This window comes from Mesorhizobium sp. M0060 (genome assembly GCF_040323155.1).
Lineage (GTDB): Bacteria > Pseudomonadota > Alphaproteobacteria > Rhizobiales > Rhizobiaceae > Mesorhizobium.
The window spans coordinates 22422-49074 of the sequence record NZ_JAMYUP010000042.1 but is presented as its reverse complement, the minus strand read 5'-3'; the positions used below and the strand labels follow the sequence as shown (position 1 = coordinate 49074).

The window sequence follows — 26653 nt, the reverse complement described above, 5'->3', positions numbered from 1 at the left end:
CACGCCCAAGAGGATCGAGGTCACCGGAACGATCTTGTCGCGAAACGAGTCCATCTAGTGGTCCTCGCGGGATGGGTGCCCTCCTCTCCCCAATGGGGAGAGGAGGGAGCTCATCTTCCGCCGCCTCAATCATCATAGCTGTGCCCCGCCCTGAGCCCGTCGCGCACGCGTGCCGCGATCGCCAGGAACTCCGGCGTCTCGCGGATGTCGAGCGGCCGCTTCTTAGGCAGCGTGGATTCGATGACGTCGCTGACGCGGCCCGGGCGCGGCGACATGACGACGATGCGAGTCGACAGATAGACCGCCTCGGGGATCGAATGGGTGACGAAGCAGATGGTCTTGTTGGTCCGTTCCCAAAGCTCCAGCAGCTGTTCGTTGAGATGGTCGCGCACGATCTCGTCGAGCGCGCCGAACGGCTCGTCCATCAACAAAAGGTCGGCATCGAAGGCCAGCGCCCGTGCGATCGAGGCGCGCTGCTGCATGCCGCCCGAAAGCTGCCAGGGGTATTTCTTCTCGAAGCCGCCGAGATTGACGAGGTCGAGAGTGCGCTTGATGCGCGCCGCCTGCTCCGCCCTGGACAGGCCCATGATCTCCAGCGGCAGCGCCACATTGCGCTCGATCGTGCGCCACGGATAAAGCGCGGCCGCCTGGAAGACATAGCCATAGGCGCGGCTCTGGCGCGCCTGCTCGGGCGTCATGTCGTTGACCGAGATGGTCCCCGAGGTCGGCTTCTCCAGATCGGCGATGACCCGCAGCAAGGTCGTCTTGCCGCAACCGGACGGCCCGATGAAGGACACGAATTCGCCCTTGCCGATGGTGAGATCGACATTCGACAGCGCCTGCACCGGACCGTCATTGGTCTGGAAGGTGAGGCCAAGCTTGCTTGCCGACACGACGGCTGGCGATGCTCCCGTCATAGGCCGCGGCCTGCCTTCTCGCGCGGCTGCCGTGCCAGCGTGAATTCGGTTGATTTTGCCTCGATGTTGCTTTCCACTCGCCCCGTCCTGTCCGACTGAGAGTTCCCGTCCGGCTGAGAGTTCCCGCTCGATCGAGAGTTGCCCCGATGTCGCCCAAACCCACTTGCCATCTTATCCGCCCTGAAAGCTCTTATGAAGGCAAGCAGGGCCTGAGTTATTTCGCCGGTATCGCCGCCGAAAGCGTCGGCTCTTCCGGCATCTGCATGCATCTGCTGACCATGCCGCCGGGCGCCCGCGCCAAGGCGCATATGCATGAAAGCCATGAAACCGCGATCTATGTGCTCTCCGGCGAAGTCCATACCTGGTACGGCGACCGGCTTGAACAGCATATCGTGGTCAAGGCCGGCGATCTTTTCTACATTCCGGCCGGTGTGCCGCATCTGCCGTCCAATCTGAGCGACAGTCCTGCCTCGGCCGTTATCGCCCGTACCGACCCCAGCGAACAGGAAAGCGTCGTCCTGCTGCCGGAACTGGAAGGGATGGTCGCCTGAGGACTGAGCCGAGACCGGAAAGTTGGCCGTCATCGGCACCGGGAGACTTCGCCCATGACCATGCCGTCCTCATCGGCGATCACCAGTTTCTTGGCATTCTTGGGGCTGCGCTTGACGGTGAATGTGATTGGCGACTGGCCTTCCTCGCCCTCAGCCTCGCACAATGTTTTCAGCACCACCGAGCCGTCGGCTTGCGGCTGCTTTTCGGTGAACGTGCAGGCGCTGGTCGCCGTGATGAATTCGGTGTCGTTGAGCAGCAGCATGTCCTCGGCATAGACCTGCTGGCCGTTCTTGTTGATGCAGCCCGACTTGTTGCCATAAGGCTTGGACAGGTCGACGGCCGCCGCCGCGGAGGCGTGGCCGGCCGCGAGCACAGCAGCCGCGGCAAACAACATGCGAAACCCGCTTTTGGTCACGAACATGATTTCAACGGCCCTATCTCATCAAGGCCGGGGATGGTCACGAAGAACCCGTCCTCTCCTCTGTTGATAATGTTGACGACGTCTGTGGTCGTCCCCTCCTCGCCCTCGGCGAAACAGGTGGAGCTCAACAACTGGGTCGCAGGCGTCGTCGTCAATCGCTGTGCGAACTGGCAGCCACTGCCATAGGTTTCGACGCCGTCGGCGGTCAGCACGACATAATCGTCGCTGTCCTGATAACCGAGCCGTACACCAGCGCAACCGACCTCATTGCCAAAGGAGCCGGCAAGGACGTCAGCCGCCGCCGGCCTGGCGGCAAGGATCACCGCGGCCATTGAGATAATCGCTCCGTGGCTCGCCAAGCTCAAACGCCCGTCGCCGGGATGCCCGTCCGTTCCACCTTGCGCGGCGCGGAAATTTCCTTCCACGTCGACAGCGCCCGGTTGACCGCCGCGTTCGGCTCGCGGCCGACGAACTCGCCATGGCCGGGCTTCGCCTTGACCTCGTTTTCCTCGATCGACAGTTCGCCGCGCGAGAAGACGAAGCGCGGCAGGCCGGTTACCTCAAAACCTTCGAAGACATTGTAGTCGATCACCGACTGCTGCTTCTTGGCCGTGATCTTCTTCTTGCGCTTCGGGTCCCAGACGAGGATGTCGGCGTCCGCGCCTTCGACGATGGCGCCCTTCTTCGGGTACATGTTGAGTATCTTGGCGATGTTGGTCGAGGTCACCGCGACGAACTCGTTCATCGTCAGCCGGCCAGTGTTGACGCCGGTCGTCCACAGCACCGGCAAACGATCCTCGAGCCCGCCGGTGCCATTCGGAATCTTGGTGAAGTCGCCGACGCCGTTGCGCTTCTGTTTGGTGGTGAAGGCACAATGGTCGGTCGCCACCACTTGCAGCGACCCGGCCTGCAGGCCGGCCCACAGCGAATCCTGGTGCCATTTGTTGCGGAAGGGCGGGCTCATGACGCGGCGCGCCGCATGGTCCCAGTCCTTGTTGAAATACTCGCTCTCGTCCAGCGTCAGATGCTGGATCAGCGGCTCGCCGAACACCCGCATGCCTTTCTGCCGCGCGCGGCGGATGGCCTCGTGGGCCTGCTCGCAGGAGACGTGCACGACATAGAGCGGCACGCCGGCCATGTCGGCGATCATGATGGCGCGATTGGTCGCCTCGCCTTCTACTTCCGGCGGACGCGAATAGGCGTGCCCTTCGGGGCCGTTATTGCCCGCCGCCAGCAGCTTCTGCGACAGGGCGGCAACCACGTCGCCATTCTCGGCATGAACCAGCGGCAGCGCGCCGAGATCGGCGCAGCGCTGGAACGACGAATACATCTCGTCGTCATCGACCATCAGCGCGCCCTTGTAGGCCATGAAGTGCTTGAACGAGGTGATGCCCTTGTCGACGACATCAGCCATCTCGTCGAACACCTGCTTGCCCCACCAGGTGATCGCCATGTGGAAAGAATAATCGCAGGACGCTTTCGAAGTCTTGTTATCCCACATCTGCAGGGCCTCGAGCAGCGATTGCTGCGGCGCCGGCAGACAGAAATCGACGACCATCGTCGTGCCGCCAGCAAGCGCGGCCCGCGTGCCGCTCTCGAAATCGTCGGCCGAATAGGTGCCCATGAACGGCATTTCGAGATGGGTGTGCGGGTCGATACCGCCCGGCATCACATAACAGCCGCTGGCGTCGAATTCGTGGTCGCCATGCAGGTCCGGACCGATGGCGACGATCTTGCCTTGCTTGAACAGCACGTCGGCCTTCCACGTGCGGTCGGCGGTGACGACGGTTCCGTTCTTGATGACTTTGGACATTTTCTTGTTCCCTTGTTCTTGTCGCGCTTCTTGCGAGCGGCGTTACGAGGCAGCAGCCTATTGCTTCATTCGACAATCACCGCCGTCTCGACCACCGCATGAAACAGCACATCGGCGCCAGCCGCCGCCCATTCCTTGGAGATCTCCTCGGCCTCGTTATGGCTGAGCCCGTCGACGCAGGGGCACATCACCATAGCCGTCGGTGCGACGCGGTTGATCCAGCAGGCGTCATGGCCGGCGCCGGAGACGATGTTGCGATGCGAGTAGCCGAGCCGTTCGGCGGCGTCGCGAATCGCCTTGACGCAGCCCGGGTCGAAGGTGACAGGGTCGAAATGGCCGACCTGATCGATGGCATATTTGATGTCGAGCGCGTCGCAGATCGTGTCGATGCCTTCGCGGACGCGCCCGTCCATGGCATCCAGCACTTCTTTTTCCGGCGAGCGGATGTCGATGGTGAAGACCGTACGGCCGGCGATGATGTTGCGCGAGTTCGGATAGACCTCCATATGGCCGACCGCGCCCACCGCGTCCGGCTGATAGTCCATGGCAATCTCGTGCACCAGCTCGATCACCCGCGCCATGCCGAGCCCGGCATTGCGCCGCTTCGGCATCGGCGTCGAGCCGGTATGCGCCTCCTTGCCGGTCAGCGTCACCTGCAGCCATTTCAGTCCCTGGCCATGGGTAACGACGCCGATGTCGATGCCCTCGTCCTCGAGGATCGGGCCTTGCTCGATATGCAGTTCGAAGAAAGCGTGGATCTTGCGCTCGCCGACCTTTTCGGTGCCCTTCCAGCCGATGCGTTCGAGTTCCTCGCCGAATTTCTCGCCGTCCTTGTCGACATGCGAGTAGACGTCGGCCTGGTCGAGGACGCCGGCGAACACGCCGGACGCCATCATTGCCGGCGCAAAGCGCGCGCCCTCCTCATTGGTCCAGTTGGTGACGACGATCGGATGCTTTGTCTTGATGCCGAGATCGTTGAGCGAGCGCACGATCTCCAGCCCGCCGAGCACGCCGAGCACACCGTCATATTTGCCGCCGGTCGGCTGGGTATCGAGATGGCTGCCAACGTAAACCGGCGGCAGATTGGGGTCGGTGCCTTCGCGGCGGGCAAACATCGTACCCATCTCGTCGACGCCCATTTCGAGCCCCGCCTCATCGCACCAGCGCTTGAACAGATGCCGACCTTCGCCGTCCTCATCGGTAACAGTCTGGCGATTGTTGCCGCCGGCAATGCCGGGGCCGATCTTCGCCATCTCCATTATCGAATCCCACAAACGGTCTGAATTGATTCGCAGATTCTCGCCAGGAGCGGCCATATTCTAAAACCTCATCGGTTGCGGCACGCCAGCGTCCCCCTCCCCCTCGAGGGGAGGGTGGCCGCGAAGCGGCCGGGTGGGGTCGCCGAACATGCGCGCGACCTTATCCTTGACCACTTGTGCGACATGCCAAGCGCTGTTTATGACATCGGGCTCATCGACGCGAAAGATCTCGAACCCGAGCGATCGCAGATAGGCATCACGGACGGCGTCGTGCCGTTTGCCTCTCTCGTGTTCGTGCAGATCACCATCCACTTCCACGACCAGCTTTGCGGCAAGCCAGGCAAAGTCAACGATATAGGGCCCAATAGGACACTGGCGGCGGAACTTGATGCCGGACGATTTCAGCTCGCGCAGTTCATACCACAGCAGCGATTCGCCCTTGGTCGCATGAACTCGAAGCGCGCGCGCCTTTTGGCGCATTTCGAAACTCACGCGGGTACGGGGCATCAGAGACACCTATGCGGCCGAAAGTCAGGTTGGCGCACTGCCGCACCGACCCCACCCGGCCGCTTCGCGGCCACCCTCCCCTCAAGGGGGAGGGAAAGCTGCACCTGGTTCAATCCACCGCCCTCAGCACTTCGCGCACATGGTCGATCAACTCGTTGATCTGACCCTTGGTGATGATCAGCGGCGGCGACAGCGCGATGATGTCGCCGGTGGTGCGGATCAGCGCACCGCGCTCGAACGCCTTCACAAAAGCCGAGAAGGCGCGTTTCGTCGGCTGGCCGGCGATCGGCGCCAGTTCGATCGCACCGATCAGGCCGATATTGCGGATGTCGATGACGTTCGGCTCGCCCTTCAGCGAATGCAGTGCGTCCTCCCAGTACGGCGCCAGTTCCTCGCCGCGGGTCAAGAGCCCCTCTTCCTTGTAGGTGTCGAGCGTGCCGAGTGCGGCTGCACAGGCGATCGGATTGCCAGAGTAAGTGTAGCCGTGAAAGAACTCGATCATATGCTCGGGGCCGGTCATGAAGGCGTCGTGGATTTCCTTCTTCACGAACACCGCGCCCATTGGGATGACACCGTTGGAGACGCCCTTGGCGGTGGTCATGATATCGGGCGTGACGCCGAAATAGTCGGCGGCAAACGGCGTGCCGAGGCGGCCGAAGCCGGTAATGACCTCGTCGAAGATCAGCAAGATGCCGTGCTTGGTGCAGATCTCGCGCAGCTTCTGCAGATAGCCCTTCGGCGGCAGGATGACGCCGGTGGAACCGGCTACCGGTTCGACGATGACGGCCGCAATAGTCGAGGCGTCATGCAGCGCGACGATGCGCTCCAGCTCGTTGGCCAATTCCGCGCCATGCTCGGGCACGCCCTTGGTGAAGGAGTTCTTTTCCGGCAAATGCGTATGCGGCATGTGGTCGACGCCGCCGAGCAGCGTGCCGAACATCTTGCGGTTGGTGACGATGCCGCCGACCGAGATGCCACCGAAATTGACGCCGTGATAGCCGCGCTCGCGGCCGATCAGACGGGTGCGCGAGCCCTCGCCTTTTGCGCGGTGATAAGCGATCGCCATCTTCAGCGCCGTCTCGACCGATTCCGATCCGGAATTGGTGAAGAACACATGGTCCATGCCCTTCGGCGCGATATCGACCAGGCGGTTGGCCAGTTCGAACACGATCGGATGGCCCATCTGGAACGCGGGTGCGTAGTCGAGTTCGGCCGCTTGGCTCTGGATCGCCTCGGTGATCTTCGGGCGGCAGTGGCCGGCATTGACGCACCACAGGCCGGCAGTGCCGTCGAGAACCTTGCGCCCGTCGCTGGTCGTGTAGTGCATGTCCTTGGCCGACACCATCATGCGCGGCGCCTGCTTGAACTGCCGGTTTGCCGTGAACGGCATCCAGAATGCGCTGAGATCGTTCGGCGTGACTTTCAGCCGGTTGGACATGACCAAGACTTCCCCTTGTAACCTGTTTCGGTGCGGCCAACGCTTGGTCTTTGCTGCGTTTTCGTGCTACGCAAATTTTTGACCGGTTGGACAAACGTTAGCACCGCCTTATCAGCGGTCAAGGGATTACTAGCGGAAATGCGGCTTTCGAAGTGCGCTCCACAGGGCGGAGAAAAACTGGTCCAGAGAATTGGTCCAGGCGCCCGTCACAGTGAAAGCTTTTCGGGGTGACGGGGGCGGTCGAAGGCTCCGCTCCTCGCCGCACCCGCATCCAGCTGGAAAAGCGCGAGCTCATCCTGGAGGCGGCGCTCGAAGTCTTCTCCACCAACGGTTTTCGCGGCTCGACCATCGACCAGATCGCCGAAGCGGCCGGCATGTCGAAGCCGAACCTGCTCTATTATTTCCGTCGCAAGGAGGACATCCACGAGACGCTGATGCAGCGGCTTCTCGACACCTGGCTGGCGCCGCTGCGCGAGCTCGACGACATCGGCGACCCCTTGACCGAACTGCGCAGCTACATCAGGCGCAAGCTCGAAATGGCGCGCGATTTCCCGCGCGAGAGCCGGCTGTTCGCCAACGAGATCCTGCAGGGCGCGCCGCGCATCATGCCGATGCTGGAAGGCGAATTGAAGACGCTGGTCGACGAGAAGGCCAACGTCATCAAGGCCTGGATGCGTGCCGGCAAGATCGCCCGCACCGATCCGTGGCACCTGATCTTCTCGATCTGGGCAACGACGCAGCATTACGCCGATTTCGACGTCCAGGTCCGCGCCGTGCTCGGCCCCGACCGCGGCGGCGACGGCCGCTTCGAGGATGCCGCAAGATTTCTCGAGCAATTGTTCATCGACGGGCTGAAGCCGAAGGGCTGACGACCATGATCCCGAAAAGTGGAAGCCGGTTTTCGGACAAGATCATGGTCAAAACAAAGAAAGGGTTCAGGCGCTGCGCCGCTCGGCCGGAAGCGTCTCCAGCAGCTTTTCGAGCTTGGCGATCGAGTTCTGCTCGGCGAGCGGCGTGTAGACGATCAGCTTCATGTCCGAGCCGTCGTCGATCGACAGGCTCATGTGCTCGAACGCCATGGCGCCGGCCGTCGGATGCCTGACATGCTTCACACCCGACAGTTTGCGGGCCACATCGCGCAGCGGCCACCAGGCGCGAAACTCCGGGCTCGAACGCGTCATCAGCGCGATCAGCCGCTCGAAATCCGGGTCGCCGACATATTTGGCGCTTTCCGCCCGGAATGACGCCAGCACGGCGCGCGCCAGTTCCTCCCAGTCGATAAGCAGGCGCCGATGCTGCGGGTTGGTGAAAACCATGTGGACGACGTTGCGGGCATCGCCCTCCAGCAGGCCATAGTCGCCGAACACGGCTGCCGCGGCAGAGTTCCAGGCCAGCACGTCCCAGCGACGCCCAACGACATAGGCCGGCTGCAGGACCAGGCTTTGCAGCATGTGCAGCAAGGGGCCGTCGACTTTTTCAGGCGCGTCGACGCGATGCTCCGGCTGCGGCCGGCCGGCAAGGATGAACAGATGCCGTTTCTCGGCGGCGTCCAGGCGCAACGCCTGACTGAGCGCCGTCAGCACCTCCACCGACGGTCGCACGTCGCGCCCCTGCTCCAGCCATGTGTACCAGGTCGTGCCGACGCCGGCGATCATCGCCACCTCTTCGCGCCGCAGCCCGGGTGTACGCCTGCGCAAGCCCGTCGAGATGCCCGTGGCCGAAGGCGTCAGCCTTTCGCGCCGCGAGCGCAGAAAGGCGCCAAGCTCGCGGCGGCGGCTGTCTTCGGCAGAATGCGTCGGTGAATCCATCGGACCTATTATAGCAGTACCGATACCAGGATAAAGTTTGAACTGTTTGGCAAACGGCTTGCGCCCCATCTTTCCGCTCAGAGCTATGAGATGGAGGCTCCGAACATGGAACTGAAAGACAAGACGATCCTCATCACCGGGTCGACCGACGGCGTCGGCCGCGTCGTCGCGCAACGGCTCGGCGCCGGCGGCGCGCGCATCCTGGTGCATGGCCGCGACGCAAAAAGGGGCAAGGCGACCGTGGCCGAAATCGAATCCGCCGGCGGCAAGGCCGAGCTTCTCGTCGCCGACCTCTCCTCCCTGGCGGAAGTCCGCCGCCTCGCCGAGGCCGTGCGCGCAAGGACCAAGCGGCTCGAAATCCTCATCAACAATGCCGGCGTTGGCACCGCCGGCCCAAACGCGAAACGGCAGGTCAGCGCCGACGGCTACGAGCTGCGCTTTGCCGTCAACTATCTCGCCGGCTTCCTGCTCACCACGGAGCTGCTGCCGCTGCTCAAGTCCAGCGCGCCGGCGCGCATCGTCAACGTCGCCTCGGCCGGCCAGCAGGCGATCGACTTCGACGACGTCATGCAGACCCGCTCCTATGACGGCGCCCGTGCCTACTGCCAGAGCAAGCTGGCGCAGATCATGTTCACCATCGATCTGGCGGAGCAGCTGAAGAGCACCGGCGTCACGGTCAACAGCCTGCATCCGGCAAGCTACATGAACACTACGATGGTGCGGCAGGCCGGCATCACACCCTGGAGCTCGGTCGAAACCGGCGCCAAGGCCATCATCAACCTCGCGACGTCGCCCGCGCTCGAAGGGCGAAGCGGCCTCTATTTCGACGGCCAAAGGCAATCCCGCGCCGATGCGCAAGCCTATGACGCGAAGGCACGACGCCAATTGCGGGAATCGAGCCTCGGTCTTGCCGGGCTCGCACCGGCTTCCGCAACATCGAAGAAAGAGGATTCATGATCGAGAAAACGCAGCACACCGTGGTCGTCGGCGGCTCCTCCGGCATCGGCCTCGCCACCGCGAAAAAGCTGCTTGGCCCGGGCATGAAGGTGACCATCACCGGGCGCAGCAGGGAAAGGCTCGACAATGCATGGCAAAGCCTTGGCGGCGCCGTCGAAAAAGCTGCCTTCGATGCCGCGAAGCCGGACGAGGTTCGCCGGTTCTTCAACGAACTCGGCCCTTTCGATCACCTGGTGCTGGCCGCCAGCGGCGGCAAGGGCCTCGGCCCGTTCGAAACGCTTGACCTGACCGACATCGGCGGCGGCGTCGACGAGAAAGTCCGGCCACAGCTCTCCTGCCTGCAGGCCGCCTTGCCGACGCTGAACAAGAGCGGCTCGGTGACTTTCATCTCGGCGGTGTCGGCGCAATTGTCGGCGCCGGGTGTCGCCGGCATCGCCGCCGTCAACGGCATGCTGCTGACCGTGGTGCCGATCCTGGCAATGGAGCTGAAGCCGTTACGCGTCAATGTCGTGGCACCGGGCGTCATCGACACGCCCTGGTGGGACTTTTTGCCCGATGAACAGCGCCATGCCGTGTTTGCCGAGTATGCCGGCAAGACGCCCGTCGGCCGCATCGGCCGCGCCGAGGATGTCGCCGAGGCGATCGCGTTCCTGGTTTCGAACAGCTTCGTCACCGGCCAGGTGCTGACCTGCGACGGCGGCTTGCGGTATGCGGCATAGAGCGGCTGCCTCCGCGAGGCGGCGGTGGCTGTCAAAGCGACTGCGCGATCATCGCCAGAAATCCTCCGGTCAGCGCCACGTTGCCGACAAAGCCATTGATGCGAGACGCACGTTCAGGTCCTTGATGATCCCAGAAATTATGGAACATCGGCGTAGCGATGATCAGGAACAGGATCAGGCATGCCGCTGCCGGAGCGGTCCAGATGCCCGCGATCACCAGTGCTCCGGCAATGATCTGCAGGACGATCCCCAGCCACAGCACCAGCCGTGCCTGCGGCACGCCGCGCGTCGTCATCAATTGGCTCACCAACGCCGCGTTCTGAATGTTGCGCAGGCCGGCAAAGACAAAGGCGCCGCCAAGCAGCAAGCGGGCGGCGAATAGGATCTCACTATCAAAGTTTGAAAACATGCTGTCGGGTCGTTGAGCAGAAAAGAGGCGCGCGGCGGAAGGCCGCGCGCCTGGTCCATGCTCAAGCGGCCAAGACTGCTGGCATCGGATGGATTGCATGAAACGGAACGCAAAGCCGGTTCCAGGTGTTGATCATGCCAAGCGCAACCGAGAGCTTGACCAGTTCCTCTTCCGAGAAATGCTCGAGCGTCCGTGCATAGAGTTCGTCCGAGACACCGTTATCGGCGATCTTCGTCAGCGCGTCGCTCCAGGCGAAAGCGGCCCGCTCGCGCTCAGAAAACAGCGGCGATTCCTTCCAGGCGGAGACGAGATAGAGCCGCTGCTCGCTCTCGCCGTCGCGGCGGGCTTCGCGGCTGTGCATCTCGACGCAATACGAGCAGCCGTTGATCTGCGAAGCGCGCAGCTTGATAAGGTGCAACAGGCTTTCTTCGAGCCCGCATTCGTCGACTGCCTTGTTGAGCGCCGACACCGCCTTCATGAGTTCCGGCGCCGCGCCGAAAAATTGCAGCCTCTCTCTCATCGTCTTTAGCCTTTCATGCTTGCTTGGTTGAACTTGATTTCTGCGGCCGCCGATGGCGCTCGACGAAGGCGCAGTTCGCGGCGACCGAACGGGGATCGGCATCGGCAGTGTATTCTGCAACGATGTCGGACAGCCGGGCCTCGGCAAGAGCGGCGCGATAGGCGCGCTCGGCCTTCAGCATCGCCACCTTGATGCCGCAGGGTTTGACATAGACCGAAGCATCGAGCCTGGCGGGGCCGCGCTGGCGGATTTCGGCGCAGCGGAATGCCGGTTCACGTCCTTCTACGGCGAGCACGATGTCGAGCAGCGTTATGCGTTCGGCCGGTCGCGCCAGCCGGTAGCCGCCGGACGGCCCCGGCACCGATTCCAGAATGCCCGACGCCGTCAGCATGTTGAGATGCTTGAGGAGATAGCTCGGCGACAGCCCGAACGCTTCGGCCATGGCCGCACCCGGCATGGTCGCCGCGCCCTCCATGCCGGCAAGCATCGCGGCGCAGTGGATGGCCGCTTCGACGCCCTCGCCCAGTTTCATTTCCCTCTCCTGTTCATGGATATATGGTATCCTGGATAATTTACATCTGCAATAGCCATTTGAAAAAAAGCGGCGCCCGCAGGTGCCGCTTTTCCATAACGGGCCGTGCCCTATTCCGCCGCCGCCTTGGCCATCGGATTGTTCGGATGCGTCGTCCAGTTGGCATAGATCGGCGACACCGGCCTGCCGGTGCGCTGGTCCATCACGCCGACCGCCAGCGGCTCCATGGTGATGCAGTTCTCGACCGGACAGACATTGACGCAGAGATTGCAGCCGACGCATTCGGCCTCGATCACCTCGAAATGCCTGACGCCGTCCACGATTGCGGTAATCGCCTGGTGTGAGGTGTCCTCGCAGGCGATGTGGCAGCGGCCGCATTTGATGCAGGCGTCCTGGTCGATATGCGCCTTGGCGACGTAGTTGAGGTTGAGATACTGCCAGTCGGTGACGTTGGGCGTGGCGCGGCCGACGATGTCGTCGAGCGTGGCATGGCCCTTTTCGTCCATCCAGTTTTCCAGGCCGGCGATCATCTCCTGCACGATCTTGAAGCCATAGGTCATCGCCGCCGTGCAGACCTGCACATTGCCGGCGCCGAGCGCCATGAATTCGGCGGCGTCACGCCAGGTGGTGATGCCGCCGATGCCGGAGATCGGCAGGCCCTTCGTTTCCGGATCGCGCGCGATCTCGGCCACCATGTTCATGGCGATCGGCTTCACCGCCGGACCGCAATAGCCGCCATGCGAACCCTTGCCGTCGATTGTTGGTTCGGGTGCGAAATTGTCGAGATTGACGCCGGTGATCGAATTGATTGTGTTGATCAGCGACACCGCGTCGGTGCCGCCGGCAAGGGCAGCGCGTGCCGGCTTGCGGATGTCGGCGATGTTGGGCGTCAGCTTGGTGATCACCGGCATGCGGGTGTTGGCCTTGCACCAGCGCACCACCATTTCGATGTATTCCGGCACCTGGCCGACCGCCGCACCCATGCCGCGTTCCGACATGCCGTGCGGGCAGCCGAAATTGAGCTCGATGCCATCGGCGCCGGTTTCCTCGACCACCGGCAGGATCGCCTTCCAGGCGTGCTCCTCGCACGGCACCATCAGCGACACGACGATCGCCCGGTCGGGCCAGTCCATCTTGACCTGCTTGATCTCGCGCAGATTGACCTGCAGGTCGCGGTCGGTAATCAGCTCGATATTGTTCAGGCCAAGCAAGCGGCGGTCGGCGCCCCAGATAGCGCCATAGCGCGGGCCGTTGACGTTGACCACCGGCGGGCCCTCTTCGCCGAGCGTCTTCCAGACAACGCCGCCCCAGCCGGCCTTGAAGGCGCGGATGACGTTATAGGCCTTGTCGGTCGGCGGCGCCGAGGCCAGCCAGAACGGGTTCGGCGATTTGATGCCGACGAAATTGTTGCGGATGTCTGCCATGCTCATGCCCTCCCGTTCGAGGTCAGTGCCCGATGAATGCTTTCCGCCGCATCGCGGCCTTGCGCGACGGCCGAGACCGTCAGGTCGTCGCCGCCGAAGATGCAGTCGCCGCCGGCCCAGACGTTTGGCAGCGAGGTGCGGCCTTCGGCGTCGACCTTGATGCGGCCGGCTTCCAGGGCAAGCAAGGCCCCGCTGCCGTTGAGCGCAGCCGGAACAAAGCTCTGGCCGATCGCCTTGAATACCTGGTCGGCGGCCAGCGTCAGCCGCTCGCCAGTGCCGACGAGCCGGTCGCCGTCCATCGCGGTGTATTCGAGCTCGATCGCCGACACCTTGCCGCCATCGGCAATGACCCGCTTCGGCTGCAGCCAGTGACGGATAGTGACGCCGTTGGCGGCAGCCAGATCCTGCTCGAATTCGGAGGCGTTCATGTGCTCCTGGCCGCGCCGGTAGCAGATCGTCACCTCTTCGGCGCCGAGCAGCTTCGATTGCACCGCCGCGTCGATCGCCGTCATGCCGCCGCCGATGACGACAACACGCCGGCCGACCGGCAGGCTGGCCAGATCACTGGCCTGACGAAGCTCGGCAATGAACTCGACGGCATTGGTGACGCCTTGCGCCTCCTCGCCATCCGCTCGCAAGGCATTGACGCCGGCAAGCCCCATGCCGAGGAACACCGCATCGTAATTCCTGGTCAGGTCCGACAGCTGGTAATCACGGCCGAGCGCCTTGCCGTTCTGGATGTCGATGCCGCCGATCGACGTGACATAGTCGACTTCGGCCTGGGCAAAATTGTCGACGCTTTTATAAGCGGCGATACCGTACTCATTGAGGCCGCCGGGCTTCGGGCGGGCTTCCAGGATGGTCACGTCGTGGCCATGACGGGCGAGCCGATGCGCGGCTGCAAGCCCGGCCGGTCCGGCGCCGACCACGGCGACCGTCTTGCCGGTCGGTTCGGAGCGCTTGTAGAACTGCTTGTTTTCGGCCATGGCGACATCGGTGGCGTAGCGCTGCAGGCGACCAATCTGCACCGGCTTGCCTTCGGCCACCTCACGCACGCAGACTTCTTCGCATAGCGTCTCGGTCGGGCAGACGCGGGCGCACATGCCGCCCAAAATGTTCTGATCAAAAATAGTCTTGGCTGAGCCGATCGGATTGCCCGTCGAAATCTGGCGAATGAACAGCGGGATGTCGATCGAGGTCGGGCATGCATTCATGCACGGCGCGTCGTAGCAGAAATAGCAGCGGTCGGACTCGACCAGCGCCTCGTGATGATCGAGCGGCGGATGCAGGTCGGCGAAATTGTCGGCATATTGTTCCGGCGAAAGTCGCCCGCCGGCAATGCCTTGCTTGAACTGGCCTTCTGGCATCGTCAGTTCCCCATGTTCTTGTTTTGGGGGAGGCTAGCACGTTTTATTTTTTTATCAATTGGTCAATTTTCGGCGCAAGCGACTGAAAGGGTTGACCAAAACATGATAGATGAACTCATGTTTTCGAGATGGGGGCAATCACGATGCGGACAGAGGGTCGATCTCAGGGTCACTGCCATGGGTCGACCTGATCTCGTCGGCGACCAGCTCTTGCAACCGCCACAGGTTGCGGTCGCGAATGCCGAACTCTTCCAGATGATGGACGGTGTTGAAGAGATATTCGGCACCGGACCCGACATGCCCGCATGCTCTTGCCAGCACCCGCGCAACCTTTTCCAGCGGCCGTTTTAGCGAGGTGCCCCTGCCGGTTATGCCGACCCAGAAGCCCAGCGCCCTGATTGTGCCTTGCGCCGTGCGCACGGGAAGCCATCTGACCGAGCCGACACTCTCGTGATCATCGATCTCGCGCCGAAGCAGCCTTTCGATCTGCAGCGGCTTTTCGCCCTCCGGCAAGCGATGGATCACGCCATTGCATCGCCCGCCACGCTCGAGCGCCATCGTCAGCCCGGGCTACGCGGCGCTGCCGCGCCAGCGGGCGATGTCGAGGCAGAAGGACCGATGCCAGCCAAAGGCGGTGGCGCGCTGTCGTTCGACGGATTCGAAGGCCGGCTTCCAGATCAGCGAGCCATAGGCGAATACCCATAACGGCCCCTTGTCTGCTTCATCAGACAGACGCAAGGCAAGGTCTTGGAAATCCTCATCGGTCAACTGCGTCCAGCTTCCATCGGGACCGGGATCGGCCTCCTCCCGATGGCATAGCGCGACAAGTTCGGAAGTGAGCGACATCCGGCGCATGGATCGACATCCCCCGTTGACGGCAAGGAAAGTCGAAAACCGCAAGGCGCGCAACCCCACAACATTTCCGATTTTCTCGCCGTTTTTTGGTTGGCCGTCGGATTTTTGTCGTGAAGATCGTCCTAGGATGGATCGCGCATGATCGATGTATGAACCGCAAGGAGCACGACAATGCCACAGTCCCCGATGCCTTTCTTCTGGTACGAGCTGATGACCACCGATCTCGACGCCGCCGAGGCGTTTTACACAGCCGTGGTGGGCTGGAAAGGACAGCCTTTCGACGGGGCGCCGGGAATGCCGCGCTATATCGTCATGAATGTCGGCGAGCGCGGCGTCGGCGGGCTGATGACGCTGCCCGAGGACGCGCGCAAGATGGGCATGCCGCCGGCCTGGATCGGTTATATCCTCACCAGGGACATCGATGCGGCAACAGCCTCCCTCAAGAAAGCTGGTGGCGCGGTTCACCGCGAGCCCGACGACATTCCGGGTGTCGGCCGCTTTGCCGTCGTTGCCGATCCGCAAGGCGCGATGTTCAACTTCCTGCAGCCCAGCGGCCCAGACCAGCAGCCGCTACCATTGGCGACACCCGGCAACATTGGCTGGCATGAGCTCTATACGTCCGACTGGAAGGCGGCGCTCGATTTCTATTCCAGCCAGTTCGGCTGGACCAAGGGCGACGCCATGGACATGGGCCCAATGGGCACATACCAGCTCTTTGCCTTCGGCGGCGAACCCGTTGGCGGCATGATGAACAAGCCCGAACAGATCCCGGTGCCGGTCTGGCAGTTCTATTTCAACGTGCCCGGCATCGACGCGGCAGCCAAGCGCGTCACCGACAATGGCGGCAAGATCCTGATGGGCCCGATGGAGGTCCCCGGCGGCAGCTGGGTCGTGCAATGCACGGACCCGCAAGGTGCCCATTTCGCGCTGATGGCGCCGGTGCGGTAACAGGCCGCGCTATTCGCGGGGCCGCCATCGTGCGGCCCCCAAGCTGCAGCACTCCTCACGACTCTCCTCACCGACAATTGATGGCAGGCCGGACTATGTGAATGGTCCGGCCTTTGGCGTTGTTCTATGGCCGGGCGAGGTGAAAATGGAGTCATGCATGAAGCTTTTCGAAGGCCTCGCCAGATATCAACCCTTCGCCCTTGCCGCTTTGCGCATCATGACGGCGCTGCAATTCCTGCAGCACGGCACCCAAAAATTATTCAACTTTCCGGTCAGCGATCATGCCGGCGCCCTGAGCGGGCTGTCGCTGACAGCGGGCATCCTCGAATTCGCCGGTGGCATCCTGCTGGCATTGGGGCTTTTGACCAGGCCGGTTGCATTCCTTCTCTGCGGCGAAATGGCGATCGCCTATTTCATAGCGCACGTGCCGCAGGGCTTCTTTCCGGTCAACAATGGCGGCGATTCGGCGATCTCGTTCTGCTTCATTTTCCTCTATCTGGTGTTTGCCGGGCCAGGCGCCCTGGCGCTGGACAACCGCCGCAGCGCCTGAGCTTCAACAATTGCGAATCTCAGCCGCGCATCCGCTCGAAATTGGCGTCGAACAGCGGTGTCTGCTGCATGCGCGCAGCGTGACGCTTGCCCAATAGCTCGATCTCGAAACCGTCGGCCTCATCGGCGATCTCTTTCGGCACATAACCGATGGCGACGGACTTTTTGGAATGATGTGCGTAGCCGCCCGACGTGACCCAGCCACGCACGGCGCCGCCATGCCAGATCGGCTCGTCGCCGATGACGTCGGCATCGACAGCATCGACGACGAAGGCGCGCAGACGCAGTCTGCCGCCTTGCTTGCGCTCTGCCAGCGCTGCCTTCTTGCCGATGAAATCGGCCTCCTTGCCATAGGCGACGAAGCGGTCGAGCCCGGCCTCGAGCGGCCCATAGATCGGCCGGTATTCGCGCGCCCATGAACCGTAATTCTTCTCCAGCCGCAGCGCATTGAGCGCGCGCGAGCCGAACAGGCCGATGCCGAACTCTTCGCCCGCCGCCATCAGGGTCTGGTAGGCGGCACGCTGATACTCCGGCGCCACCCAGATCTCGTAGCCGAGATCGCCGGTGTAGCTGACGCGGCCGACCAGGCACGGCGCCATGCCGATATCCATCTTGGCGATGGCCATGAATGGAAACGCGGTGTTCGAGACACCAGATCGTGTGACCTTTTCAAGAAGGTTCCGCGCCCTAGGCCCGGCGATCGACAGCCCCGTGAGTTTTGCTCCCAGCGCTTCGATGCCGACCGAGCCGTCCTGCGGCAGATGCGCCTCGAACCAGCGCATGTGATACTGTTCGGCGATGCCGGAGCCGGCCAGGAACCAATCGTCACTTTCAGAATTGCCGAGATTGGCCAGCGTGAAATCGCCGATCAGCCTGCCGTCTTCCTTCAGCATCGGCGCCAGCGTCATGCGGCCGAGTTTCGGCAGCTTGCAGGCAAGCAAGCGGTCGAGCCAGGCTGCAGCGCCCTCGCCGGTTACTCTGTATTTGGCGAATGACGAGATTTCCGACAGACCAACGCGTTGCCGAACCGTCTCCACTTCTTTCGCGACGTGCTCGAAATCACTCGAGCGGCGCCAGGAGAATTCGTCCTTGACGCCTTCGGGCGCGTACCACAGCGGCACCTCCAGCCCGAAGGCGACGCCCCATTGCGCGCCTTTGGCCGACAACAGATCGTAGACCGGCGTCGTCTTGAGCGGCCGTCCAGCCGGCAACTCCTCGTTCGGGAAGCGGATCGAAAACCGCCGCGAATAATTCTCGCGCACCTTGGCGTTGGTGTAGGCCATCGTGGCCCAGTCGCCGTAGCGCGAAACGTCCATCGCCCAGATATCGGCACCGGGATCGCCCTCGATCATCCAGTTCGACAGCGCCAGCCCGACGCCGCCACCCTGTGAGAACCCCGCCATGACACCACAGGCCACCCAGAATCCCGGTAGGCCGCGCACCGGGCCGACCAGCGGATTGCCGTCCGGGGCGAAGGTGAAGGGCCCGTTGATGATCTGCTTGATGCCGGTATTCTGGAAGGCCGGGAAATGCCGGAAGCCGACTTCCAGCGACGGCGCAATGCGGTCGATGTCGGGCTCGAGCAGTTCGTGGCCGAAATTCCATGGCGTCTGGAATTCGGACCATGGCTTGTTGGCCTTTTCATAAGTGCCCATCAGCATGCCGCCGCGTTCCTGGCGCAGATAGAGCTCGCCGTCGAAGTCGACCGCATGGATGATCTCCGTGCCGGTCTTCTGGTTCCAGGCGGCGACCTCCGGCATGTCCTCGGTGATCAGGTACATGTGCTCCATCGCCAGCACCGGCAGCTCCAGCCCAACCATGCGGCCGACCTCGCGCGCCCACAGTCCACCGGCATTGACGACATGTTCGGCCACCACCTCGCCCTTGTTGGTGATGACGCGCCACAAGCCGTCGGCGCGCTGCACAATGTCCTCAACCTTGGTGAAGCGCTCGACCTCAGCACCAAGCTTCCTCGCGGCCTTGGCATAGGCGTGGGTAACGCCGGACGGATCGAGATGACCGTCCTCCTTGTTGCGCACCGCACCGACGAACTGCTTGGGATCGAGCAACGGCATCAGCTCGGCAGCCTCGTTCGGCGATATCTCCTCGAGCTCGATGCCGAGATAGCGGCCCTTGGCGACGACGCCGCGCAGCCAGTCGAGCCGCGCCTCGGTCGCCGCCAGCAGCACGCCGCCGGTCAAATGCACGCCGGTCGCCTGGCCGGACAGCTCCTCGATCTCCTTGTAGAGCGAGATCGTGTATTTCTGCAGCTTGGCGACGTTGGGGTCGCCATTGATCGTGTGCATGCCGCCGGCCGCGTGCCAAGTCGAGCCGGAGGTCAATTCATCGCGCTCCAGAAGCACAATGTCGGTCCAGCCGTGGCGGGCCAGATGGAACAGCACGGAGCACCCGACGACACCACCGCCGATGACCACGACCTTTGCATGCGATTTCATGAGGTTCTCGTTATTTCAAAGGGTTGGATGGGTTTCATGATTCTGGAGGAGAAGAGAATGAATCCAAATAAGAAGACTGGCGCTTAAGGCTCGCTTTGCCCGATCGCTTCCTTGCGCTTGGCCACGTACGCCTCCAGCGCCTCGCGCCGAGAGATATCCATCACCGGCTCGACATAGTCCTCCAGCGCCTTCTTCCATAGCCGGGTCGCCCGCGCCGTGGCGTCGAGCCCGCCGGCCTCCTGCCAGGCCTCGAAATTCTGCCAGTTGGACAGCATCGGCTGATAGAATGCCGTGGCATAGCGCTCCAGCGTGTGCGGCTCGCCGAAGAAGTGGCCGCCGGTCGGCACTGCCCCCAAAGCCTCGACGGCAAGCTCGGCCTCGTTGACTTCGATTGGGCGCAAAAACTCCATCATGTGCTGGATCATCTCGACGTCGATGATGAACTTTTCGAACGACGCAGTCAGCCCGCCCTCCTGCCAGCCGGCGGCATGGTAGACGAGGTTGCCGTGGCCGAGCACCGCCCCCCAAAGCGCCATCAGCGTCTCATAGGCGCCTTGCGCGTCGGCGGCATTGGAGGCCGAGCCCGGCGTCGTGCGGTAAGGTAGATTGTAATGCCGCGCCAGTTGTCCGGATGCGATGTTCGCCTTGGTGTTTTCAGGCGTGCCGAAGGCTGGCGCACCCGACTTCATGTCGACATTCGAGGTGAAGGCGCCATACATCACCGGTGCGCCGGGACGCACGAGTTGCGTCAGCACCACGCCGAACAGCGCTTCGGCATTCTGCTGGGCGAGCGCGCCGGCAAGCGTCACCGGGCTCATCGCGCCCATCAGCGTGAACGGCGTCACCGCGACCGATTGGCCGAACTCGCCCATGGTCATCAATCCTTCGGCCATCATCTCGTCGAAGCGGCGCGGCGAGTTGACCGAAATGATGGTGGTGACGCCGGGATCGTCGCGCATCTCGTCAAGCGTCAGTCCGCGCGCGATTGCCATCATTTCGATGCCGTCGAGCGCCCTGCCCCGGCCGATGGCCGAGACGTGAAAGCTTTTGTCGGTCAGTGTCAGATTGGCGAAATAGGTGTCGAGATGACGGGAATTCGCCGGCAGTTCCACCGGCGCGCAGACCTGGTTGCCGAGCATATGGATGCAGTTGAAGTGCTGGGCCAGCCGGACGAGGTCGGAATAATCGCGCAAATTGCCGGCACGGCGGCCGCGCTCCATGTCGTGCACATTGGGTGGCCCGGCGACCAGCGTGAAGTTGATGGTGTTGCCGCCGAGATGAACAGCGTGAGCCGGGTTGCGCGGCGTCAACGTATAGCTGGACTGCGTCGTCTTCAGCGCTTCCTCGATCATGCCGCGATCGATGCGGACGTTCATCGAGGCATGATCGACCTTGGCTCCGGCCTTCTCGAACAGCGACAGCGCCCGCGGGCTCATCACCTCGATGCCGAAATTCTCCAGGATATGCATCGACGCCTGGTGGATCGCCTCGATCTGGTCGGCCGAGAGCATCGCCATCGGCGGATAAGGGTTTGTCACCCGCCTGAGCGGCAGTTGCGGGATGGCGGTCGGTCCCCTGTTGCTGGTTCGCTCGGCGCCGCGCTTGCGTCTTGGTTCGCTCATGCGGCGCATCAAAGCGCCGGCACGAGGATCGAGCTGTCAGAAATCCGCCATTTGCGGGCGTGATTTTAGCCAAGGCGTCATACCGGGAATTTCACATCGGTAAAAGCGACAACAAACGTCGGAATGTTGATACTTGCTCTGCGCCAGCCAAAGCGGCCGATGAGCCGTTAAGGAACGCAGCAAGATTCCTTTTATGTTTTCGGCCTAATGCTCTTCCAATGCATAGTTCGAGTTTTAGTAAAATTGTAGCTGTCACCGTGCCGCTGGCGCTTTCGGCCTGCGCGACGCCGCCGAGCCATATCAACGATGTCTGCGCCGTTTTCGACCAGAATGACGGCTGGTTCGACAACTGGCAGGCAGCGGCACAACGCGCCGAGCAGAAATACGGCGTGCCGGTTCCGGTGCTGATGGCGACGGTGCGCAAGGAATCCGGCTTTAAGAGCAATGCCAGGCCGCCACGCACCAAGCTGCTGGGCTTCATTCCCTGGAAACATATCTCCAGCGCCACCGGCTTCTCGCAGGCGCTCGACGGCACCTGGGCGCAATACCAGAGCGAGACCGGCAGCTGGGCAGCGCGCCGCACCCGCTTTGCCGATGCCGTCGATTTCGTCGGCTGGTACCATTCGAAAACCGCCGACACGTTCGACGTCGCCCGCAACGACACCTACAATCTGTATCTCGCCTACTATCTCGGCTGGAACGCCTACAAGCGCGGCAATCCCGGCGACGCCGACGTGCAGCGCTATGCGCACGCCACCGAGCAGATGGCGCAGGACTACGCCGCGCAGCTACGGCAATGCGCGCCCTGAGCAGGTTAACGGCATTCAATCGCCCTTGCGTTTGCGCGGCTTGCGCGTGGCTTTCTCCGCCTGGCGGCCGTCGCCGACAGTCTGCGGCATGATCGGTGCTGACGCACTATTGGCCGAACTTGAAATGCCACCTGTCTCTGAAACCTCGTCGCGAACCTCGTGACGGCGGGCTTTGGCGACCGCTTCTCCATTCTCTGCCACCTGCCCCTCGGCATCGGCTTCCGCGCTGCCTGTCTTGCCGTGTGGACGCTTGGGCGGATCACCGGCAAAGCCCGGACCAGTGCCGTGCGGTGCATCGTCCGGCACGCCCTCAAGCGCGGCATGCTCCTTGTCGAATTTGATCACCGGCTCCATCTTCGCCAACACGTCGTCGGCCAGCCAGCACAGGCTCATATGGCCGTCGCCGAGATGCTTGACCGGCGGCACTTTGGTTTCGCAAAGATTGTCCGGCACCAGCTTCTTGTAGCCGCAGCGCGTCTGGAACGGACAGCCTGAGGGCGGATTCATCGCCGACGGAATGTCGCCTTCGAGCACGATGTGTCTTTTCACCACGCTGGTGTCGGCAATCGGGATCGCCGACAGCAGCGCCTCGGTGTAGGGGTGATAGGGCGGTGAAAAGATCTGGTCGGTCGTGCCTTGCTCGACGATGTAGCCGAGATACATGACGACGACGCGGTCGGCGATGTAGCGCACCACCGACAAATCGTGGCTGATGAACAGCATCGTCGTCTTGTTCTTGCGCTGGATGTCCATCAAAAGCTCGGTGACCGCCGCCTGCACGGACACATCCAATGCCGAGACCGGCTCGTCGGCCACCACCACCTTGGCGTCGCCGGCAAACGCCCGCGCAACGCCGATGCGCTGTTTCTGGCCACCTGAAAGCTGGCGCGGCTTGCGCGTCTCGAACGCCCTCGGCAGCTTCACGAGGTCGAGCAATTCCAGCATCCGCTTGCGTCGGTCGGCCACCGTGTTGCCGACATTGAACTTTTCCAGCGTACGGATGATCTGCGAACCGACCGAATGGCTGGGGTTGAGTGTGTCGAACGGATTTTGAAACACCATCTGGATCGACGATACCGTGTCGACGCTGCGCTTCTCGATCCCGGTCGACTGGATCTCCTTATTGCCGAGCTTCACGCGGCCGGAGCTTGCCGTTTCGAGGCCGAGCAGCACCTTGGCCAGGGTCGATTTTCCGCAGCCGGATTCGCCGACGATAGCGACGGTTTCGGATTCGCGCGCCATGAACGAGATCGTCTCATTGGCCTTGACGACACGGCCCTCGCTCGAGCCGAACACTTCGCTGCCGCCGACCTTGTAGTACTTCCTGAGGTCTTCGATCTGGAGCACCGGCGCACCGGGCACCACCCGCTCGTTGACCTTCTTGGCGCCGGGCGGCAGCGCCTCCCAGTCGATTTCGTTGAAGCGCACGCAGCGCGAGAAATGCCCGTCATGGCCTTCGACCGCGATCATCGGAATTTCGGCGGCGTTGCAGACGCCCTCGACGAAATGATGGCAGCGCGGGCCGAAATTGCAGCCCTTCGGCCGCTCGTGCGGCAGCGGCAACTGCCCCGGGATCGAGATCAGCGGCCGCGAATTCTTGTCGGCGCCTGGCAGCGGGATCGAGCGGAACAGGCCTTGCGTGTAGGGATGGCGCATCCGGTCGAAGACGTCCTTGATCTTGCCTGTCTCCACCGCTTCGCCCGAATACATCACCGTGATGCGGTCGCAGGTCTCCAGGATCAGGCCGAGATTGTGCGACACGAAGATCATCGAGGTGCCGAACTTCTCGCCCAGCCCCTTGACCAGGTCGACGATGCCGGCCTCAACCGTCACGTCGAGCGCCGTCGTCGGCTCGTCGAGCAGAAGCAGCGCAGGCTTCGACAGCAGCGCCATGGCAATGACGATGCGCTGCTGCTGGCCGCCGGAAAGCTGGTGCGGGTAGGAACGCATCATGCGCTCGGGATCCGGCAGCTTCACCGCGCGCACCATGTCCAGGGCGCGTTTGTAAGCTTCGTCCTTCGACACCTTGTCGTGGATCAGCGGCACTTCCATCAGTTGCTGGCCGACCTTCATCGCCGGGTTGAGGCTGGCCATCGGCTCCTGGTAGATCATCGCGATCTTGTTGCCGCGGATGGCGCGCAGTTCCTCGTCGGACAGTTCTCCCATGTCCTTGCCCTGGAACTTGATCTTTCCGCCGACGATCCTTCCGATATTGGACAGGTCGCGCATGATGCCAAGCGACACGGTCGACTTGCCGCAGCCGGATTCGCCGACAATGCCCATCGCCTCGCCGGGCATGACCGTGCAGGAAAAATCCATGACGGCCGGGATCTCTCCCTTGCGGGTGAAGAAGGAGATCGACAGGTTCTCGATCTCGATGATCGGCCCATTGGTCGGCTTGGCGGGATTTCGAACTGCCTCATTCATGGGTCGCTCCAATCCTTATTCTTCAGGCATGTCGGGCCGAACCCGGCATCCAATCTTTCCCGGCATCAATCTTTCATCGACTGTTCGCGCAACGAATCCGCCAGGAGGTTGAGGCCGAGCACGAACGACATCAATGCGATCGTCGGCGGCAGCGCCGGGTGGATGAAGGAGCGCAGCAGCCGGCTGGCATCCTTGATCGCCGTGCCCCAGTCCGGGCTTTCCGGCGCCAGCCCCAGCCCGAAATAGCCGAGCGTGCCGAGCAGGATGGTGGTGTAGCCGATGCGCAGGCAGGCGTCTACGATCAGCGGCCCGCGCGCATTGGGCAATATCTCCCACAGCATGATGTACCAGGGCGATTCACCGCGCGTCTGCGCCGCCGCAACATAGTCGCGCGTCTTGATGTCCATGACCAGGCCGCGCACGATGCGGAACACGCCGGGGCTGGAGGCGAACACCACCGCCACGAAGATGTTGAGCTGGTTGGGATCGATGTGAATGATCTTGAACGGATCGGCGTCGAAGACAAGGCCGGCATAGATCCAGCCGCCAACGACCAACGTCAGGCCAAGCAGGATATAGAGGCGGTCGGGCCGATTCTTGTAGCGCGTCCAGAACAGCACGCTGAAGAAGATGATCGGAAACAGGAAGAACAGCCCGGCCATCGCGTAGGGGATCGGCGTGTCCATGATGCCTGGCGTCACCAGCAGGTAGAACAGGAGGATCACCGGGAAGGCCAGCACAAGGTTGGCGAGGAAGGAGAGCACTGTATCGATCCTGCCGCCATAGTAGCCGGCCGGCAGGCCGAGCGTGATGCCGACCATCAGTGCAAAACCGGTTGCCGCCGGCGCGATGATCAGCACGATCTGGCTGCCATAGACCATTCGGCTGAACACGTCGCGGGCGAGCTTGTCGCCGCCGAAGAGATAGGCGAGCCCCGATTGCGGATCGATCGCGCCCGGCAGCGCGTCCTTCATGATCGGCACTTGGGCAAGCGGATCGAAGGGCGCGACAGTCGATGCGAAGATCGCCGTGAACAGCCAGAACAGGCAGATGCCGACGCCGACGATGCCGACGCCGCTGTCGAAAAGCTGGCCGTAAAGGCCAAGCTTCTTCTTGTAGCCGAAGCTCGCTCCCATCACCAGGGCGAGAGCGATCCAGACCGGCCAGAAGCGGGCAAGCACGCCGAGTACGACGTTGAAGGCGCTGAGATATTCGACCTGCATCCGCCCGGTCTCCTATTGAACTCTGATGCGCGGATTGAGGAAGGCATAGCCGACATCGGAGATGAGCTGTGTGATCAGGACGATAAACACCGAGACCAGCGAGCAGCCGAGCAGAAGATCGATGTCGTTGTTGCCGGCGGCCTCGACCAGCGTGTAGCCGAACCCCTGGTAGCGGAACATCACCTCGACGATGACGACGCCGGTGAGCAGCCAGGGGAACTGCAGCATGATGACCGTGAACGGTGCGATCAGGGCGTTGCGCAGAGCGTGCTTGACCACCACGCTGCCGAAGGAGAGACCCTTCAGCCGGGCGGTGCGGATATATTGCTGTGTCATCACCTCGACCATCGAGGCGCGGGTCATGCGAGCGATGTAGCCGATGCCGTAGATCGCCAGCGTCATCACCGGCAAGGTGAAATTGTAGAAAGTGATCCCCTGGCTGGCCGAGGCCGCCGAACCGTTCAGCACGCCGAGCCAGGAGGCGAAGATGACGGTGAAGATGACGCCCGAAACATATTCGGGCGTCGCCGTCGAGGCGATCGAAGCCACCGACAATGTGCGGTCGGTACGTGAGCCCTCGCGCATGCCGGCAAGAATGCCGATCAGAAGCGAGATCGGCACCATGACGGCCAGCACGCAGAGCATCAGGATGCCGGTCGCGCTGAGCGCCGGAAAGAGTTTCGAAGCGACCGTCGTCTTGAACTTGGTCGAGCAACCGAAATCGCCTTGCAGGATGCCGGAGAATGTCGGCACGACCGGATCGTTGCAGAAGGAGAAACGCTGCGCTGGCTTGCCGGTCGCCGGGTCGGTAACCGGCTGCTTGGGCATGACGCCCAGCCATTGGCCGTAGCGGACAAAGAAATTCTGCCGATAGCCATGGTTGACCAGCCAAGCCTCAAGTTGCTCGGCGGATGTGTGCATTTCAGTCTGGCTGATCGCCAGCTTCTTCAGATTGGGCCCGAGATTGACCAGGAAGAAGACGACCATCGTCAGGCACAGCATCGTCAATGCCATGGTGCCGAGACGCCTGATAACGAAAGAAAGCATGGCGGTCCCCTGCCGGTCGGGTTGGGGGGTGGAACCGGTTTGCAAGCCGTGCCCTGCCGCAAGCGGCAGAACAA

25 protein-coding genes and 1 pseudogene are annotated in these 26653 nt (G+C 62.7%); 7 read left to right on the top strand and 19 right to left on the bottom strand.

The window, feature by feature from the left end:
• Positions 1 to 125: 125 nt before the first annotated feature.
• Positions 126 to 917 (bottom strand): ABC transporter ATP-binding protein, encoded by a 792-nt coding sequence (locus tag NKJ94_RS27685; protein WP_352529615.1) that lies wholly within the window; start codon positions 915 to 917, stop codon positions 126 to 128.
• A gap of 146 nt (positions 918 to 1063) precedes the next feature.
• Between NKJ94_RS27685 and NKJ94_RS27680 the strand changes: the two genes are divergently transcribed.
• Positions 1064 to 1468, top strand: a complete 405-nt coding sequence (locus tag NKJ94_RS27680) for a cupin domain-containing protein (protein ID WP_352529613.1) — start codon at positions 1064 to 1066, stop codon at positions 1466 to 1468.
• A 29-nt stretch (positions 1469 to 1497) separates the two neighbouring features.
• Here NKJ94_RS27680 and NKJ94_RS27675 read toward each other — a convergent pair whose 3' ends face one another.
• The 6 genes from NKJ94_RS27675 to aptA all read right to left on the bottom strand — a co-directional run bounded on the left by NKJ94_RS27675 (position 1498) and on the right by aptA (position 6907).
• Positions 1498 to 1890, bottom strand: a complete 393-nt coding sequence (locus NKJ94_RS27675) for a hypothetical protein (RefSeq protein WP_352529611.1) — start codon at positions 1888 to 1890, stop codon at positions 1498 to 1500.
• Positions 1881 to 2222 carry a hypothetical protein gene (locus NKJ94_RS27670; RefSeq protein ID WP_352529609.1) on the bottom strand — a complete coding sequence of 114 codons (342 nt, stop codon included), beginning with the start codon at positions 2220 to 2222 and terminating at the stop codon, positions 1881 to 1883. The genes NKJ94_RS27675 and NKJ94_RS27670 overlap by 10 nt, the downstream gene beginning before the upstream one ends.
• Before the next feature lie 29 nt (positions 2223 to 2251).
• Positions 2252 to 3703 carry a dihydropyrimidinase gene (gene hydA, locus NKJ94_RS27665; protein WP_352529607.1) on the bottom strand — a complete coding sequence of 484 codons (1452 nt, stop codon included), beginning with the start codon at positions 3701 to 3703 and terminating at the stop codon, positions 2252 to 2254.
• Positions 3704 to 3768: 65 nt separating this feature from the next.
• On the bottom strand, positions 3769 to 5019 hold the full coding sequence (locus NKJ94_RS27660) for a Zn-dependent hydrolase (protein WP_352529606.1): 1251 nt from the start codon (positions 5017 to 5019) through the stop codon (positions 3769 to 3771).
• A 3-nt stretch (positions 5020 to 5022) separates the two neighbouring features.
• Positions 5023 to 5469, bottom strand: coding sequence for an endonuclease domain-containing protein (locus tag NKJ94_RS27655; protein WP_352529604.1), 447 nt, complete (start codon positions 5467 to 5469; stop codon positions 5023 to 5025).
• Positions 5470 to 5578: 109 nt separating this feature from the next.
• Positions 5579 to 6907, bottom strand: coding sequence for an omega-aminotransferase AptA (gene aptA / locus NKJ94_RS27650; RefSeq protein ID WP_352471500.1), 1329 nt, complete (start codon positions 6905 to 6907; stop codon positions 5579 to 5581).
• A 227-nt stretch (positions 6908 to 7134) separates the two neighbouring features.
• On the opposite strand from aptA, the gene NKJ94_RS27645 reads away from it, so the two are divergent.
• Positions 7135 to 7776, top strand: a complete 642-nt coding sequence (locus NKJ94_RS27645) for a TetR family transcriptional regulator C-terminal domain-containing protein (protein ID WP_352529602.1) — start codon at positions 7135 to 7137, stop codon at positions 7774 to 7776.
• 66 nt (positions 7777 to 7842) lie between these two features.
• Here the strand turns inward: NKJ94_RS27645 and NKJ94_RS27640 are convergent, their stop codons facing one another.
• Complete coding sequence (locus tag NKJ94_RS27640; RefSeq protein WP_352529600.1) at positions 7843 to 8715, bottom strand: helix-turn-helix transcriptional regulator; 873 nt, start codon at positions 8713 to 8715, stop codon at positions 7843 to 7845.
• Positions 8716 to 8820: 105 nt separating this feature from the next.
• Here NKJ94_RS27640 and NKJ94_RS27635 point away from each other — a divergent pair, with 105 nt between their 5' ends.
• A complete protein-coding gene (locus NKJ94_RS27635) occupies positions 8821 to 9672 on the top strand; it encodes an SDR family NAD(P)-dependent oxidoreductase (protein ID WP_352529598.1) in 852 nt (283 codons plus the stop codon).
• On the top strand, positions 9669 to 10391 hold the full coding sequence (locus tag NKJ94_RS27630) for an SDR family oxidoreductase (RefSeq protein WP_352529596.1): 723 nt from the start codon (positions 9669 to 9671) through the stop codon (positions 10389 to 10391). The genes NKJ94_RS27635 and NKJ94_RS27630 overlap by 4 nt, the downstream gene beginning before the upstream one ends.
• 31 nt (positions 10392 to 10422) lie before the next feature.
• Here the strand turns inward: NKJ94_RS27630 and NKJ94_RS27625 are convergent, their stop codons facing one another.
• From NKJ94_RS27625 to NKJ94_RS27600, 6 genes and pseudogenes are all read right to left on the bottom strand, one after another.
• Positions 10423 to 10800: a DoxX family protein gene (locus NKJ94_RS27625; RefSeq protein WP_352529594.1), complete on the bottom strand. Its 378-nt coding sequence runs from the start codon at positions 10798 to 10800 to the stop codon at positions 10423 to 10425.
• A 61-nt stretch (positions 10801 to 10861) separates the two neighbouring features.
• The gene (locus tag NKJ94_RS27620; protein WP_352529592.1) at positions 10862 to 11320 is read right to left on the bottom strand and encodes a carboxymuconolactone decarboxylase family protein; all 459 of its coding nucleotides are present in this window, start codon (positions 11318 to 11320) and stop codon (positions 10862 to 10864) included.
• Positions 11321 to 11333: 13 nt separating this feature from the next.
• Positions 11334 to 11852: an RrF2 family transcriptional regulator gene (locus tag NKJ94_RS27615; RefSeq protein WP_352529590.1), complete on the bottom strand. Its 519-nt coding sequence runs from the start codon at positions 11850 to 11852 to the stop codon at positions 11334 to 11336.
• A 110-nt stretch (positions 11853 to 11962) separates the two neighbouring features.
• Positions 11963 to 13276, bottom strand: a complete 1314-nt coding sequence (gene preA, locus NKJ94_RS27610) for an NAD-dependent dihydropyrimidine dehydrogenase subunit PreA (protein ID WP_352529588.1) — start codon at positions 13274 to 13276, stop codon at positions 11963 to 11965.
• 2 nt (positions 13277 to 13278) lie between these two features.
• Complete coding sequence (locus NKJ94_RS27605; protein WP_352529586.1) at positions 13279 to 14643, bottom strand: NAD(P)-dependent oxidoreductase; 1365 nt, start codon at positions 14641 to 14643, stop codon at positions 13279 to 13281.
• A 138-nt stretch (positions 14644 to 14781) separates the two neighbouring features.
• A pseudogene (locus NKJ94_RS27600) lies at positions 14782 to 15498 on the bottom strand (gamma-glutamylcyclotransferase).
• Positions 15499 to 15669: 171 nt separating this feature from the next.
• Here NKJ94_RS27600 and NKJ94_RS27595 point away from each other — a divergent pair.
• Positions 15670 to 16446 carry a VOC family protein gene (locus NKJ94_RS27595; RefSeq protein ID WP_352529584.1) on the top strand — a complete coding sequence of 259 codons (777 nt, stop codon included), beginning with the start codon at positions 15670 to 15672 and terminating at the stop codon, positions 16444 to 16446.
• 157 nt (positions 16447 to 16603) lie between these two features.
• The gene (locus NKJ94_RS27590) at positions 16604 to 16996 is read left to right on the top strand and encodes a DoxX family protein (RefSeq protein ID WP_352529582.1); all 393 of its coding nucleotides are present in this window, start codon (positions 16604 to 16606) and stop codon (positions 16994 to 16996) included.
• Between the two features lie 19 nt (positions 16997 to 17015).
• Here the strand turns inward: NKJ94_RS27590 and NKJ94_RS27585 are convergent, their stop codons facing one another.
• Together NKJ94_RS27585 and NKJ94_RS27580 are read right to left on the bottom strand one after the other, a co-directional pair.
• Positions 17016 to 19451, bottom strand: coding sequence for a GcvT family protein (locus tag NKJ94_RS27585; protein ID WP_352529580.1), 2436 nt, complete (start codon positions 19449 to 19451; stop codon positions 17016 to 17018).
• Positions 19452 to 19534: 83 nt separating this feature from the next.
• On the bottom strand, positions 19535 to 21073 hold the full coding sequence (locus NKJ94_RS27580) for a trimethylamine methyltransferase family protein (protein WP_352529578.1): 1539 nt from the start codon (positions 21071 to 21073) through the stop codon (positions 19535 to 19537).
• A gap of 218 nt (positions 21074 to 21291) precedes the next feature.
• Between NKJ94_RS27580 and NKJ94_RS27575 the strand changes: the two genes are divergently transcribed.
• Entirely contained in the window at positions 21292 to 21882 is a 591-nt protein-coding gene (locus NKJ94_RS27575; RefSeq protein WP_352529576.1) for a transglycosylase SLT domain-containing protein, read from the top strand.
• A gap of 15 nt (positions 21883 to 21897) precedes the next feature.
• On the opposite strand, the gene NKJ94_RS27570 is transcribed toward NKJ94_RS27575, so the two are convergent.
• The 3 genes from NKJ94_RS27570 to NKJ94_RS27560 form a co-directional block, all read right to left on the bottom strand.
• The gene (locus tag NKJ94_RS27570; protein WP_352529574.1) at positions 21898 to 24309 is read right to left on the bottom strand and encodes a dipeptide ABC transporter ATP-binding protein; all 2412 of its coding nucleotides are present in this window, start codon (positions 24307 to 24309) and stop codon (positions 21898 to 21900) included.
• Between the two features lie 65 nt (positions 24310 to 24374).
• Complete coding sequence (locus NKJ94_RS27565; RefSeq protein ID WP_352529572.1) at positions 24375 to 25532, bottom strand: ABC transporter permease; 1158 nt, start codon at positions 25530 to 25532, stop codon at positions 24375 to 24377.
• 12 nt (positions 25533 to 25544) lie between these two features.
• Positions 25545 to 26579 carry an ABC transporter permease gene (locus NKJ94_RS27560; protein ID WP_352529570.1) on the bottom strand — a complete coding sequence of 345 codons (1035 nt, stop codon included), beginning with the start codon at positions 26577 to 26579 and terminating at the stop codon, positions 25545 to 25547.
• Between the last annotated feature and the right edge of the window lie 74 nt (positions 26580 to 26653).

What these genes read in the sequence shown, in the direction of transcription:
- NKJ94_RS27685 (WP_352529615.1), bottom strand. Translation starts at nt 917, where the DNA reads ATGACGGGAGCATCGCCAGCCGTCGTGTCGGCAAGCAAGCTTGGCCTC.
- NKJ94_RS27680 (WP_352529613.1), top strand. Translation starts at nt 1,064, where the DNA reads ATGTCGCCCAAACCCACTTGCCATCTTATCCGCCCTGAAAGCTCTTAT.
- NKJ94_RS27675 (WP_352529611.1), bottom strand. Translation starts at nt 1,890, where the DNA reads ATGTTCGTGACCAAAAGCGGGTTTCGCATGTTGTTTGCCGCGGCTGCT.
- NKJ94_RS27670 (WP_352529609.1), bottom strand. Translation starts at nt 2,222, where the DNA reads ATGGCCGCGGTGATCCTTGCCGCCAGGCCGGCGGCGGCTGACGTCCTT.
- hydA (WP_352529607.1), bottom strand. Translation starts at nt 3,703, where the DNA reads ATGTCCAAAGTCATCAAGAACGGAACCGTCGTCACCGCCGACCGCACG.
- NKJ94_RS27660 (WP_352529606.1), bottom strand. Translation starts at nt 5,019, where the DNA reads ATGGCCGCTCCTGGCGAGAATCTGCGAATCAATTCAGACCGTTTGTGG.
- NKJ94_RS27655 (WP_352529604.1), bottom strand. Translation starts at nt 5,469, where the DNA reads ATGCCCCGTACCCGCGTGAGTTTCGAAATGCGCCAAAAGGCGCGCGCG.
- aptA (WP_352471500.1), bottom strand. Translation starts at nt 6,907, where the DNA reads ATGTCCAACCGGCTGAAAGTCACGCCGAACGATCTCAGCGCATTCTGG.
- NKJ94_RS27640 (WP_352529600.1), bottom strand. Translation starts at nt 8,715, where the DNA reads ATGGATTCACCGACGCATTCTGCCGAAGACAGCCGCCGCCGCGAGCTT.
- NKJ94_RS27635 (WP_352529598.1), top strand. Translation starts at nt 8,821, where the DNA reads ATGGAACTGAAAGACAAGACGATCCTCATCACCGGGTCGACCGACGGC.
- NKJ94_RS27630 (WP_352529596.1), top strand. Translation starts at nt 9,669, where the DNA reads ATGATCGAGAAAACGCAGCACACCGTGGTCGTCGGCGGCTCCTCCGGC.
- NKJ94_RS27625 (WP_352529594.1), bottom strand. Translation starts at nt 10,800, where the DNA reads ATGTTTTCAAACTTTGATAGTGAGATCCTATTCGCCGCCCGCTTGCTG.
- NKJ94_RS27620 (WP_352529592.1), bottom strand. Translation starts at nt 11,320, where the DNA reads ATGAGAGAGAGGCTGCAATTTTTCGGCGCGGCGCCGGAACTCATGAAG.
- NKJ94_RS27615 (WP_352529590.1), bottom strand. Translation starts at nt 11,852, where the DNA reads ATGAAACTGGGCGAGGGCGTCGAAGCGGCCATCCACTGCGCCGCGATG.
- preA (WP_352529588.1), bottom strand. Translation starts at nt 13,276, where the DNA reads ATGGCAGACATCCGCAACAATTTCGTCGGCATCAAATCGCCGAACCCG.
- NKJ94_RS27605 (WP_352529586.1), bottom strand. Translation starts at nt 14,643, where the DNA reads ATGCCAGAAGGCCAGTTCAAGCAAGGCATTGCCGGCGGGCGACTTTCG.
- NKJ94_RS27595 (WP_352529584.1), top strand. Translation starts at nt 15,670, where the DNA reads ATGCCACAGTCCCCGATGCCTTTCTTCTGGTACGAGCTGATGACCACC.
- NKJ94_RS27590 (WP_352529582.1), top strand. Translation starts at nt 16,604, where the DNA reads ATGAAGCTTTTCGAAGGCCTCGCCAGATATCAACCCTTCGCCCTTGCC.
- NKJ94_RS27585 (WP_352529580.1), bottom strand. Translation starts at nt 19,451, where the DNA reads ATGAAATCGCATGCAAAGGTCGTGGTCATCGGCGGTGGTGTCGTCGGG.
- NKJ94_RS27580 (WP_352529578.1), bottom strand. Translation starts at nt 21,073, where the DNA reads ATGAGCGAACCAAGACGCAAGCGCGGCGCCGAGCGAACCAGCAACAGG.
- NKJ94_RS27575 (WP_352529576.1), top strand. Translation starts at nt 21,292, where the DNA reads ATGCATAGTTCGAGTTTTAGTAAAATTGTAGCTGTCACCGTGCCGCTG.
- NKJ94_RS27570 (WP_352529574.1), bottom strand. Translation starts at nt 24,309, where the DNA reads ATGAATGAGGCAGTTCGAAATCCCGCCAAGCCGACCAATGGGCCGATC.
- NKJ94_RS27565 (WP_352529572.1), bottom strand. Translation starts at nt 25,532, where the DNA reads ATGCAGGTCGAATATCTCAGCGCCTTCAACGTCGTACTCGGCGTGCTT.
- NKJ94_RS27560 (WP_352529570.1), bottom strand. Translation starts at nt 26,579, where the DNA reads ATGCTTTCTTTCGTTATCAGGCGTCTCGGCACCATGGCATTGACGATG.